At 67.1% G+C, this 12,438-nt stretch carries 12 protein-coding genes; 7 read left to right on the forward strand and 5 right to left on the reverse strand.

Annotation, left to right across the window (positions count from 1 at the left end):
- Window positions 1-177 precede the first annotated feature (177 nt).
- From SriyCCGPB3_RS01795 to hglS, 6 genes are all read left to right on the forward strand, one after another.
- The gene (locus tag SriyCCGPB3_RS01795) at window positions 178-549 is read left to right on the forward strand and encodes a hypothetical protein (protein WP_032968343.1); all 372 of its coding nucleotides are present in this window, start codon (window positions 178-180) and stop codon (window positions 547-549) included.
- A 232-nt stretch (window positions 550-781) separates the two neighbouring features.
- Window positions 782-1,192, forward strand: coding sequence for an EF-hand domain-containing protein (locus SriyCCGPB3_RS01800; RefSeq protein ID WP_004139214.1), 411 nt, complete (start codon window positions 782-784; stop codon window positions 1,190-1,192).
- 105 nt (window positions 1,193-1,297) lie between these two features.
- Window positions 1,298-1,807, forward strand: a complete 510-nt coding sequence (locus SriyCCGPB3_RS01805) for a DinB family protein (RefSeq protein ID WP_049400072.1) — start codon at window positions 1,298-1,300, stop codon at window positions 1,805-1,807.
- Window positions 1,808-1,853: 46 nt separating this feature from the next.
- Entirely contained in the window at window positions 1,854-2,606 is a 753-nt protein-coding gene (locus SriyCCGPB3_RS01810) for an HAD family hydrolase (protein ID WP_164161726.1), read from the forward strand.
- Window positions 2,607-2,637: 31 nt separating this feature from the next.
- Entirely contained in the window at window positions 2,638-3,126 is a 489-nt protein-coding gene (locus SriyCCGPB3_RS01815) for a hypothetical protein (protein ID WP_350259784.1), read from the forward strand.
- Between the two features lie 165 nt (window positions 3,127-3,291).
- Window positions 3,292-4,656, forward strand: coding sequence for a 2-oxoadipate dioxygenase/decarboxylase HglS (gene hglS / locus SriyCCGPB3_RS01820; RefSeq protein ID WP_350259785.1), 1,365 nt, complete (start codon window positions 3,292-3,294; stop codon window positions 4,654-4,656).
- Between the two features lie 147 nt (window positions 4,657-4,803).
- Here the strand turns inward: hglS and SriyCCGPB3_RS01825 are convergent, their stop codons facing one another.
- Window positions 4,804-6,318, reverse strand: coding sequence for an acetyl-CoA hydrolase/transferase family protein (locus SriyCCGPB3_RS01825; protein ID WP_350259786.1), 1,515 nt, complete (start codon window positions 6,316-6,318; stop codon window positions 4,804-4,806).
- Window positions 6,319-6,682: 364 nt separating this feature from the next.
- Between SriyCCGPB3_RS01825 and glnE the strand changes: the two genes are divergently transcribed.
- Window positions 6,683-9,478: a bifunctional [glutamate--ammonia ligase]-adenylyl-L-tyrosine phosphorylase/[glutamate--ammonia-ligase] adenylyltransferase gene (glnE, locus tag SriyCCGPB3_RS01830; protein ID WP_350259787.1), complete on the forward strand. Its 2,796-nt coding sequence runs from the start codon at window positions 6,683-6,685 to the stop codon at window positions 9,476-9,478.
- Between the two features lie 588 nt (window positions 9,479-10,066).
- Here the strand turns inward: glnE and SriyCCGPB3_RS01835 are convergent.
- From SriyCCGPB3_RS01835 to SriyCCGPB3_RS01850, 4 genes are all read right to left on the reverse strand, one after another.
- Window positions 10,067-10,627 (reverse strand): queuosine precursor transporter, encoded by a 561-nt coding sequence (locus SriyCCGPB3_RS01835; RefSeq protein WP_087921316.1) that lies wholly within the window; start codon window positions 10,625-10,627, stop codon window positions 10,067-10,069.
- Between the two features lie 75 nt (window positions 10,628-10,702).
- Window positions 10,703-11,215 carry a hypothetical protein gene (locus tag SriyCCGPB3_RS01840; RefSeq protein ID WP_350259788.1) on the reverse strand — a complete coding sequence of 171 codons (513 nt, stop codon included), beginning with the start codon at window positions 11,213-11,215 and terminating at the stop codon, window positions 10,703-10,705.
- 29 nt (window positions 11,216-11,244) lie between these two features.
- Window positions 11,245-12,096, reverse strand: coding sequence for a DUF2145 domain-containing protein (locus SriyCCGPB3_RS01845; protein ID WP_350259789.1), 852 nt, complete (start codon window positions 12,094-12,096; stop codon window positions 11,245-11,247).
- Window positions 12,097-12,144: 48 nt separating this feature from the next.
- On the reverse strand, window positions 12,145-12,372 hold the full coding sequence (locus tag SriyCCGPB3_RS01850) for a hypothetical protein (RefSeq protein WP_110710861.1): 228 nt from the start codon (window positions 12,370-12,372) through the stop codon (window positions 12,145-12,147).
- Between the last annotated feature and the right edge of the window lie 66 nt (window positions 12,373-12,438).

Raw genomic sequence — 12,438 nt, forward strand, 5'->3', positions numbered from 1 at the left:
TGTCGACCTTGGTCGACACGGTAGATCCACGCCACGCGTGGGTGCCTTTCGTTCAATTCCCGCGATATTCGATTTCGATGGAGATTCATCCACGCATGGTGGGGATCTACCGTGGCCACCAGATCGGGTCCGGGGCAGATCCCTTACACTGGCCGCCTCTTCATCCCTGCCCACCCGATGAACCTTCCCCTGCACTTCGGCCTGCTCGGCACCCTGGAGGCCGGCGCCATCGCGCTGCTGGTCGGCCTGCTGGTGTACTTCCTGTGGTCGCAGTTGTGCCGGTTGCTGCACTGGACGGTCGGCCACGCGATCGGCTGGTCGTGTGTCATCGCCGTGATCATTTCCGCCGGCATCGATGCATGGAAGCTGTTCTACATGGGCATCGTGCGCCTGGAGTCGCCGCTGTACGCGCGCCTGTTCCTCGCCACCATCCACGATCCGAACGAACTCGGCAGCCGTGTAGTGCTGGAAATCGCCGGCGCGCTCGCTGGTGTTGCCCTCGGCTGGGTGGTGTTCAGTTCGCGGTCATCGGCGCAGAACGTCGACTGACGCAGGTTTTTCGTTCGCTGCCGGTTAAATCCAGCAGCGCTGAATGCGCATCTTATGAGCTGCTCACTTGCTGCTAACCACCGCGCTAAAGCATGCGTGGAGGTGAGTGGTTAATCGTGCGTGTTGACACCGGTCGCGGGGCAAAATCGATTCAGAAAGGCGGTGGCAGGGTAGGTGCCGTGCGGAGACAACACGCCGCGCAACACCACCCAATCGGTAGGAGACACCCCTGATGACTATTCGCAACCGCAAGCCCCTGATCGCCCTGATCGTCGCCGCCGGCAGCGTGCTGGCCATTCCGGCGATGGCCCAGTCGGCCAAGCAGCAGGCCGCGCAGGCACAGAACGAGGCCGCGCAGGCGCAGCAGTCGGCGGCACAGGCAGGGCAGGCGGCTGACCAGGCGACCAATGCGGCCGCAGCGGCCTCGGCACAGGCCAATGGCGGTGGCCAGACCTGGGCCAGCATCGATACCGATGGCAACGGCACCATCAGCAAGACCGAGGCGCAGGTGAATGCCGGGCTCGCCCAGGTGTTCGACCAGGCCGATACCAACAAGGACGGCGAGCTGAGCGCCGACGAGTACAAGGCCTACGTGGCCGCCCAGCAGGCCGGTGCAGGTGCCGGCGCGGCGCAGGGCCGCTGATCCACGCCTGATTCGGGAAGGCCGGTGCATGGGGACCCGGGCGGCTGCGGCCGCCCGGGTTTCTGCTGTATTGACGGCGCCCGCGGCGGGCTCGACCATCCGCACATGGCAACCCTCAAAACCCATTTCGAGGCCATGGCACGCTACAACGCCTGGGCCAACCAGCGCCTGTACGCCGCCGTGGAGGCGTTGCCCGAGGAGGACTACCGCAGGCCGTGCGGCGCGTTCTTCGGCTCCGTCGAAGGGACGCTCAACCACCTGCTGGTGACGGATCGCATCTGGCTGCGCCGGTTGGCCGGGCAGGGCGATACCGGCTATGCGCTCGATACGCTGCTGTTCACCGATTTCACCGCGCTGCGTCAGGCGCGGATCGAGGAGGATGCCGGCATCGTCGCGTTCGTGCTCGGGCTGTCCGACGCGGCGTTGGCGACCCGTGTCGCCTATCGACGCGTGTCCACGCCCGAACCGCAGCTGCAGCGGGTGGACGCCGGGCTGGCGCACTGGTTCAACCACCAGACCCATCACCGCGGCCAGGTACATACCCTGCTGACCCAACTGACCGGCCAGGCCCCGGCACTGGACCTGCTGGTCTACCAGCGCCAGCACGGCGACTGAGCGTGCCCGGTGTCCCACGTGGCCGGGACGGCGGTATCCTTGTGCGATGACTACCCCCACGCCTGCGCCGTCGCGCGCCATTGGCCTGGTCGGTTTTGACGGTGACGATACGCTGTGGAAGAGCGAGGACTACTACCGCAAGGCCGAGCAGGATTATCTTGACCTGCTGTCGCGCTACGTCGACGTGCATGACACGCAGACGGCGCGCCACCTGCTGGAAGTGCAGCAGCGCCACCTGGGCACCTTCGGCTACGGCGTGAAGAGCATGACGCTGTCGATGATCGAAGCGGCCATCGACATCACCGGCCAGCGCATCGAGGCCAAGGACATCCAGCGCATCCTGGATATCGGCCACGACACCCTGCGCCACCCGGTCGACCTGATCGACGGTGTGCGCGAAGCGGTGGCGGCCATCGCCGAGCACTACCCGGTGGTGCTGATCACCAAGGGCGACCTGTTCCACCAGGAAGCGAAGATCAAGGTCGCCAACCTGGCCGAGCTGTTCCCGCGCATCGAGATCGTCTCCGAGAAGGACCCGGAGACCTACGCCCGCGTGCTGGCCGAGTTTGACCTGCCGATGCAGCGCTTCGTGATGGTTGGCAACTCGCTGCGTTCGGACATCGAGCCGGTGGTGACCCTGGGCGGCTGGGGCGTGCATACCCCGTACGCGGTGACCTGGGCCCACGAGACCCAGCACGGCGTGGCCGACGATGAACCGCGCATGGTCACCGCCGATACCGCCCACGACTGGCCGGCTGCACTGGCGGCGATCGAGGCCAAGGCCGCTGCGGCGGCCTGACAGGGCGCGGCGGCTGCGGCAGAATCGGGGCATGAACGTCCGACTGCGCGCACTGTTGTTGTCCCTGCTGCTGGCGCCGGCCACCGTGCTGGCCCAGCAGAGCGCCGAGCGTTCGGCTGCGTATGAGGTGGAAACCGGCGACAGCTGGGTCGATGCCCAGCTGCAGGACATCAACCATTACGCCGAACGCTACCCCGATGCCTTCCTCGATGAGGTATCGCGCTATGCCGACGTGCCGCGCGGCTACATCAGCGCGCTGTTCACCACCCATGGCTGGCAGGCCGGGGACATCTATTTCGCCTGCTTCTGGGCCAAGGCCAGCGGCCAGACCTGCCGCGACAGCGTGCGCGCCTTCAGCCAGGACCCGGAGGGTGGCTGGGAGGCAGTGGTGAAGCGGATGCCGACCAAGCCGGACAACCTGCACTACCGCGCCGTGCGCCATGCCATCGTGGCCAGCTACCAGCACTGGGACCGGCCGATCACCCTGGATGCCACCCTGAGGCGCCAGCTCAAGCGGTAGTGCCGGTCGCTGGCCGGCAACTGCATCATTCCAGGCATCCGGAGGTTGCCGGCCAGCGGCCGGCACTACCGATTTCCGTCATGTTGCTCTGCATATCGCCGCCGCCGCGCGCTCCGGCGACAATACAGGTTCGAGCTGTTCCCCGTTCCCGTAATCGAGTGACTGATGAGCGCCTCTTTCGTTTCGCCTGATGTGATCCGCCGCCTGTTCGCGCAGGCCATGTCCCGCATGTACCGCACCGAAGTGCCGCTGTACGGCACGCTGGTGGAACTGGTGGAGCGGATCAACGCGCAGGTACTGGAGCAGGACCCGGCGCTGGCTGCGCAGCTGCAGCGCAACGACGAGCGTGCGCGCCTGGATGAAGAGCGCCACGGTGCGATCCGCGTTGGCACCGTGCAGGAACTGGCCACGCTGCGCCGCCTGTTCGCGGTGATGGGCATGTACCCGGTCGGCTACTACGACCTGTCCGTGGCCGGTGTGCCGGTGCATTCCACCGCGTTCCGCCCGCTGACCGGCGCCGCACTGGCGCAGAACCCGTTCCGCGTGTTCACCTCGCTGCTGCGCCTGGAGCTGATCGAAGACGAAGCGCTGCGTGCCGAATCGGCGCGCATCCTCGAACGCCGCCGCATCTTCACCGAGGGCGCGCTGGCGCTGATCGACCAGGCCGAGCGTGACGGCGGGCTGTCGCAGGCCGATGCCGAGCGCTTCGTCGATGAAGCACTGGAAACCTTCCGCTGGCATGGCGATGCCACCGTCGATCTGCCGACCTACCACGCGCTGCACAACGCGCATCGCCTGGTGGCCGACGTGGTCAGCTTCCGCGGCCCGCACATCAACCACCTGACCCCGCGTACGCTGGATATCGATGCCGCACAGGCGGCAATGATCGAGCACGGCATGGCGGCCAAGGCGGTGATCGAAGGCCCGCCGCGCCGCGCCTGCCCGATCCTGCTGCGGCAGACCAGCTTCAAGGCACTGGAAGAAGCCGTGCATTTCCCGGACAGCGAGGGTGGCGATGCCGGTACGCATACCGCGCGCTTCGGCGAGATCGAACAGCGTGGCCTTGCGCTGACCCCGAAGGGCCGCGCGCTGTACGACCAGCTGCTGTCGCAGGCCCGTGATGCCGGTGGCGAAGGCAGCACGGGCGGCGACTACGGCCAGCGCCTGCAGGCGGTGTTCGCCAGCTTCCCGGATGACCACGACACGCTGCGCCAGGAAGGCCTGGGCTATTACCGCTACCAGTTGACCGATGCCGGTCGCGCCGCGCCGGAGCGCGTGGCCGATCTGCCCGCCGAAGTACTGGTGGCCGCGGGCCTGGCCACCGCCGACCCGATCGTCTACGAGGATTTCCTGCCGGTCAGTGCCGCGGGCATCTTCCAGTCGAACCTGGGCGGCGAAGAACAGCGCGCCTATGCCGCGCACGCCAACCGCGAGGCCTTCGAGCAGGCGCTGGGCGTGGCGGTGAATGACGAGTTCGAGATCTACGAGCGGCTGCAGGCCGAATCGCTGGCGGCGCTGCGCACCGCGTGAAGGTAGAGCCGGCCGCTGGCCGGCTGTACCCGATGTCCGTACCTGGGGTCAGAGCCCTTTCCTGCGGAAAGGGATCCGACCCCGACGTTGCGCATGACCGGGGTCAGATCCCTTTTCGGCAGAAAAGGGCTCTGACCCCCAACGCAGTCAGCCCTTCATCGTGCCGGTATCCAGCCAGCGCTGGTGCCACGACAGCGCTTCCGGCAGCAGGTGCGGGGTGTGCTTGCCGTAGCTCTCGCGGCTGGCGCGGTCGAAGTAGTCCTGCAGTTGCGCGCGGAAATCCGGATGCGCGCAGTTGTCGATCAGCACCTGCGCGCGCTTGCGCGGGGTCAGGCCACGCAGGTCGGCCAGGCCCTGTTCGGTGACGATCACCGACACGTCGTGTTCGGTGTGGTCGACATGGCTGGCCATCGGCACGATCGCCGAGATGGTGCCGTTCTTCGCGGTGGACGGGCTCAGGAAGGCCGACAGGAAGCCGTTGCGGGCGAAGTCACCGGAACCGCCGATGCCGTTCATGATCCGCGTGCCCATCACGTGCGTCGAATTGACGTTGCCGTAGATGTCCACCTCGATCATGCCGTTCATGCCGATGCAGCCGAGGCGGCGCACCAGTTCCGGATGGTTGGAGATCTCCTGCGTGCGCATGATGATGCGCTCGCGGTAGAAATCGATGTGTTCCTTGAACGTCTCGTTGGCCTGCGGGCTCAGCGCGAAGCCGGTGCACGAGGCATAGCTCAGCACGCCGTCGCGCAGCAGGTCGAGCATGCCGTCCTGGATCACTTCGGTGAACGCGGCCAGGTCGCGGAAACCGCTCTTGGCCAGGCCGGCCAGCACCGCGTTCGGAATATTGCCCACGCCCGACTGCAGTGGCAGCAGGTTCGGCGGCAATCGGCCCTTCTTCACTTCGTGCTTGAGGAACTCGATCAGGTGCGAAGCGATCTGCTCGCTGGTCGCATCGATCGGGCTGAACGGGCTGTTGCGGTCCGGGCCGTTGGTGCGCACCACGGCCACGATCTTGTCCGGGTCGCAGCGCAGCGCGGTATCGCCGATGCGGTCGTTGGCGTTGACCAGCGGAATCGGCTTGCGGTGCGGCGGCAGCGCGGTGCCGTAGTAGATGTCATGCATGCCGTCGACGCCGGCCGGCTGCCATTCGTTGACCTCGACGATCACCTTCTTCGCCAGGTCCAGCCAGGTCTTGTTGTTGCCGACCGAGGTGGAGGGCACCAGCGAACCGTCTTCGCGGATGGCCGAGACTTCGATCACGGCGGTATCGATCTCGCCGTAGAAGCCGAACCACACGTGCTGGGCCACGTGGCTGAGGTGGATGTCGATGTAATCCAGCTTGCCCTCGTTGATGCGGTTGCGCGCATCCGGGTCGCTCTGGAATGGCATGCGCATGGCGATGCCATCGGCCTTGGCCAGCGCGCCATCAAGTTCCGGCGCGGTGGAGGCGCCGGTCATCAGCTTGATCTGGAAGGGCTGGCCCTGGGCGTGCACCGATTCGATGCGACGGGCCAGTTCAACGGGGACGGTCTTGGGATACCCGGAGCCGGTAAAGCCGCTCATGGCCACGGTTTCACCGGGCTGGATCAGCGCGGCTGCGGCCTCGGCGGAGACCACGCGGTCACGGAGACGCGCGTTGGCGATGCGATCAACAGACATGACGACAGTGTTTCTGGGGGGAATCCCGATTATCGGCCATCCTCCTCCGTACGGGGGGTTCTACCTTCGTGGAATGGCTTTTCCCCGCAGGCGTCACCCCTACCCACCGGTTTTGTTTTGCAGTGCAGCGTGCAAAGTGCTTTCGCAGCCCGCACGATGGCCCTGCATCCCGACGTGGGGGAGGGAGCAGAGCCCGCTGGCAGTTCGCTGCAAGCGGGCTTTTTTATTGCCTGTCGCCCAGTATGAATACGCGGCCTCCATTGTTGGTAATGCCGGCCGCTGGCCGGCAACTGCAGGAAGCTGCTGCGGAATCATCGGATCTGCCGGCCAGCGGCCGGCACTACCGGGTCGATACAATCAGCCCATGACCCTCGCCCCCGCCGATCTGCCCACCTCCCTGCAGCCCCTTGTCGACCGCGCGCTGGCGCGCCTGGCCCAGGTCCTGCCCGAGACCGTTCCTGCCGAGCTGCTGCCGTTGCTGACCCGGCTGGCGGTGAGCAGCGACTTCGCGCTGGACACCCTGGTGCGGCAACCGGCCTTGCTGGCACAGCTGGCCGCGCCCGGCTGCCCGCCGATCCCGGCGCCGGTGCTCGATCCGCTGCAGCCCAGCGACTGGCCGGCGCAGATCCGGCGCTGGCGCACGGCGATGTCGACGCGGCTGATCTGGCGCGACCTGACCGGTCTGGACGACGTGGCGCAGACCCTGGCCGGCGCCACCGCTTTGGCCGAAGACTGCCTGCGGCTGGCGCTGGACGCTCTGCAGCAGGAATTCGCCCAGCGCCACGGCGTGGTCCGCGACGGCGAAGGCGCGCCGCAGCAGCTGGTGGTGTTCGGCCTTGGCAAGCTCGGCGGTGGCGAGCTCAACTTCAGTTCCGATGTGGACCTGGTCTACGCCTACCCGCATGGCGGCGAATCCGACGGCCCACGCGCACTGGCTGCCGAGGAGTATTTCGCGCGCCTCGGCCAGCGCCTGGCCAAGCTGCTGGACGAGACCACCGTCGATGGCTTCAGCCACCGCGTCGACCTGCGCCTGCGCCCGTTCGGCAGCGCTGGTCGCGTCGCGCTCTCGTTCGCGGCGATGGACCAGTACTTCCAGCGCGAGGGCCGCGACTGGGAGCGTTACGCGTGGCTGAAGGCACGCGCGGTGGCCGGCGATATCGAGGCCGGTGAGGCGTGGCTGCAGACCCTGCGTCCGTTCGTGTACCGCCGCTACCTGGATTTCACCGCGCTAGACGGCCTGCGCGAGATGAAGGCGGCCATCACCGCCGAAGTCGCACGCCGCGAATTGCACGAAGACATCAAGCGCGGCGCCGGTGGCATCCGCGAGATCGAGTTCCTGTGCCAGGCGCTGCAGCTGATCCGCGGTGGCCGTGAACCGGCGCTGCGCGAGCGTCGGCTGCTGGTGGCGCTGGACGCACTGGTGGCCGCCGGACAGATCGCGCCCGAGGATGGCAGTGCGCTGCGCGAGGCCTACCTGTTCCTGCGCCGGCTGGAAAACCGCCTGCAGATGCTGCGTGATGCACAGACGCATGTGCTGCCCAGCGATGCGCTGGACCGTGAACGCATCGCGGTCGGTCTGGGTTATCCAGACTGGGAGGTGTTGCGTGCGGCGTTGGCCGAACAGCAACAGCGGGTCAGTACCGAATTCGCCGCGCTGCTGGCGCCGCGCAAGGGTCAGGCCGCGCCCGACGCGCTGGCCAACTACTGGCGCAGCCTGCCCGAGGGCAGCAACGCACCGCTGCTGGCCGAAGCCGGATTCCTCGATGCCAATGGCGCCGACCAGTCGCTGCGCGACTTCGCCCAGGGCACCGGCGTGAAGTCGTTGTCCGATGCGGCGCGTGCGCGGCTGGATCGCGTGCTGCCCGCGCTGCTGCATGCGGCCACGCGTTCGCCGCAGCCCGATGCCGCACTCAAGCGCGTCCTCGGCCTGCTGCAGGCGGTACTGCGCCGGACCAGCTATCTCGCGCTGCTGGACGAGCAGCCCAGCGCGTTGGCGCGGTTGGTGGACGTGCTGGCGCGCAGCGCGCTGCTGGCCGAGCGCTTGGCCGCGTACCCGCTGCTGCTGGACGAACTGCTGGACGTGCGCGTGTCCGGGCCGATGCCGGATGCCGACGGCATGCTGGCCGAGTGCCAGCAGGTGCTGGCGGTGGAAGATCCGGAATCCGCGCTGCGCTGGCTCAATGAAACGCGGCTGGCACTGAGCTTCCGCATGGCGATGGCCACGCTGGATGGGCGTCAGGGTGCAGTGGACAGCACGCGGCAACTGGCCGAGCTGGCGCAGGCGGTGGTGGTCACCGTGCTGGCGATGGCCGAGGCGGACATGCGCGCCGCGCACGGTGAGATTCCCGGTGGCCGTTTCGCGATCATCGGCTACGGCAGCCTCGGTGGCCTTGAACTGGGCTTCGGTTCCGATCTGGACCTGGTGTTCCTGCACGACAACCCGGCTGGCGTGGATGCCAGCGATGGCGCGCGTCCGCTGGAACCGGGGCGCTGGTATGCGCGGCTGGCGCAGAAGGTGATGGCACTGCTTGGGGCAGTCACTGCCGCCGGGCGCCTGTACGACATCGACGTGCGCCTGCGCCCGGATGGCGGCAAGGGTTCGCTGGTGTCTTCGTTGGCCAGTTACACCGAATACCAGCGCGAACGTGCGTGGACCTGGGAGCACCAGGCGCTGGTGCGCGCGCGTGGCGTGGCCGGCGATGCCAGCCTGCTGGCCGACTTCGAGCACGTGCGTGCGCAGACGCTGGGCCGCGAACGTGATGCCGGTGTGCTGTATGCCGACGTGTTGAAGATGCGTGGGCGCATGCGTACTGAACTGGACCGCAGCGATGCCGCACGGCTGGACCTGAAGCAGGGCGCGGGTGGCGTGGTGGACCTGGAGTTCCTGCTGCAGACCGGCGTGCTTGCGCGCAGTGCCCAGCATGCGGCGTTGTTGCAGCCGCGCGACACGCCGTCGTTGATCGATGCGTTGGCGATTGCGGGATTCCTGCCGGAAGACACCGCGCAGGCGCTGCACGGGGCACATGCAACGCTGCTGGACGTGGGCCTCGCCTGCACGCTGGACCGCCGCCCGCGGTTGGCCCCGACCACGCCCGCGATTGAAGAGGCGTGTGCCGCGATTACGGCGGCGTGCATCGCCGCGGAGCTGCCATTCGCCTGAGGGGGTGCACCCACCAGCGCAATGCCCCGGCAATGAACCGCCGGATCAATGATCTGACCGTTGTCCTGTTGTTGGTAGGTGCCAACCCTGGTTGGCACAACCCATCAGCGTTCATGACCCCGGCAACAGCGTGCCAACCAAGGTTGGCAGCTACCGGATCAATGGCCCGGCGATGACCTGCCGGATCAATGATCTGACCGTTGGCCTGTTGTTGGTAGGTGCCAACCTTGGTTGGCACAACCCATCAGCGTTCATGACCCCGGCAACAGCGTGCCAACCAAGGTTGGCACCCACCCGAGCAATGGCCCGGCGATGACCCGCCGGATCAATGATCTGACCGTTGTCCTGTTGTTGGTAGGTGCCAACCCTGGTTGGCACAACCCATCAGCGTTCATGACCCCGGCAACAGCGTGCCAACCAAGGTTGGCAGCTACCGGATCAATGGCCCGGCGATGACCCGCCGGATCAATGATCTGACCATTGGCCTGTTGTTGGTAGGTGCCAACCTTGGTTGGCACAACCCATCAGCGTTCACGACCCCGGCAACAGCGTGCCAACCAAGGTTGGCACCTACCAGAGCGACGGCGGTCAGCTGGTGGCGCGCAGCGGCGCCATCTTCCACAACAACGCACGGAACGGGGCCAGCAGGCACACGCCGATCGCCAGCTTCACCGCCAGATCGCCGGCGGCCCAGCTCACCCACGGCAGGGTGGAACCGGCAAAGGCGATCGACCAGAAAATGGTGGTATCCACCGTCGCACTGCAGGTCGTGGCCACCATCGGCGCACGCCACCAGCTGCCCCGGCGCAGGCGGTCGAACACGGTGATGTCCAGCAGCTGGGCCACGATGAAGGCCGAGCAGGAGGCAATGGCAATGCGCGGCGTGGCCACCCAGATCGACAGCAGCACTGCCACCGCAAAACCGATCCACGCCACGCGGCGGGCCGGGCCCGGGCCGAAGCGGCGGTTGATCAGGTTGCTGACCAGGAACGCGACCGGGTAGCTGAAGGCACCCCAGGTCAGCCAGTCATTGATCGGGTACTGCACCAGTACGTTGGACAGCAGCACCACCGCGCCCATGGCCAGTACCGCCAGCACCAGGGCGCGGGCGGTCAACGGGGCAAACACAGGGGCAGGACGCACGGACATGGCGAGCCAGGAGGACAAAGGGGATCGCCCATTATCCGCCCGGCCCGCGGCAAAACCAAAACCGGCCGTTCAGCTTTACAGTGCTTCGCTCATCACATCGCCGGCGGCATAGGCGGTCGGCACATAAGCCAGCGCCTGGCCCTGTGCGCTCTTCACGGTCCAACCGGCACCGGCTTCGGTGGGGTCGAAATGCACCTGCTGGCCGACCACGAAGGCCGCCGTCTGGTCCTCGTGCACGGGCGCCGGCCAACGCAGCGTGGCGGTCTGGTCGGCCTTGTCCGGTACCTGCAGCTGCACCTGGCGCTCGCCCTCCGGCGTGGTCTCCACCTTCTTCACTTCCATCGGTGGCAGCGGCACCGCCTTGGTGCGGCGGGCCCTGTCACGGCGTTCGCTGGCCTTGAACGGCGCCTTGGAGAGTTCGGACAGGCCTGCCGACGCCGCAAGGGGAACCGATACCACGATCAACGAGGTGATCAGCACGCTGGCCTCGCTGCTGTTCAACTGCGGCGCAGCGCCGGCATGGACGGTGGGCACCAGCAGCGCCGAGAGCAGCAGGGCAGAGGCAGGCATACGCAGGTAACGGAGCATCGGGACCTCCAGGTCGCAAAGAAGGGAATTCAGGGTGTGGCTGCGGCGGCTCCGGCCACCGGCACGTGGGGGATCACCAGTTCCTGCTGCAGCTGGCTGTGCTGGTGCAGGAAATCGAACACCGATTCCACCGTCACGACCGAGTAGTTGCCGGAGATGCGTTCGCCGGCGGGGTGGTCGGTGGTGGTGGCGTTGGCTACGAACAGGCGTGCGCCCACACGCTTGCCCAGGCCGATATGCAGCACGCTGGGCTGGTACTTCTGCTGGCGCAGCCACTGCTGGGCCTGTTCGCGCTTGACGATGGCCGGTGCGCCATCGGCCTGTGCCATCGCTGCTGCCAGCACTTCCAGCACCCACTGGTTGGAGTTCTGGTAGTCGGTGGCGAACGGGTAGGCGACCACGTTGTACCTGGTTTCGTGCAGCGCCTTGGGCTGGATCGAGGGCGAGACCAGCATCGCGCGCAGTGCTGCACGCAGCGGTGCCGACGGTACGCCGATGCGCAGATCGGTATGGCCACCGCTCTCGCCGACGAAGTTGCCCAGCCCTTCGTGGTACAGCTGCGAGCTGTCGGTCTTGCAGCGGTTGAGCAGGTGCATCGCGCGCCAGCGGCCATCGTCCTCGCGCAGCAGGAAGGCCAGGTGGCTGTGGCGCAGGCCGTAGCGGCTCAGGTCCTGGCCGCCACGTGCAGCCACCACCACGTCCACGTCGGGCAGCGCATCCAGACGCTCGGCGGTGGTCCACGCCACGTCCAGCATTGCCGCCTGCGACGCCACGCTGGGGTAGCGCTCGCGGCACTCGGTGCTGTTGGCCCATGCCGGTGCGGTCGCCAGCAGGCTGGCGATCAGCAGCGCGGCGCGGGGCAGGCGGGAGAAACGATCCATGTCGATACCTTCAACGGCGGGCAGGCCCGCGCGCCGATCATACGCCGGTCAGCGCAGCGGGCGGTCCACGCCCTTGCGCTTGAGTTCCTTGTCGCAGGCGTCGCTGATGGGAGCCACCGGCAGTGGCGGGCGCTGGCCCTTCGGATCGCGCAGCGCCGGTTGTTCGCGGTACGCGTCCAGCTGCTGCTGGCATTGATACGAGATCGGATCCAGCTCGGTGGGCGTGGTGGAACACGCGGCGAGCAGGGCCAGGGGCAGCAGGAGCAGGGTACGCATGAAGACGTTCAGAGTGATGGGGGAAGCTGGACTCTAACCGCGCAGCTGGATCGAAATGTTCAGAAA

It is taken from the genome of Stenotrophomonas riyadhensis (assembly GCF_040256885.1).
GTDB lineage: Bacteria > Pseudomonadota > Gammaproteobacteria > Xanthomonadales > Xanthomonadaceae > Stenotrophomonas > Stenotrophomonas riyadhensis.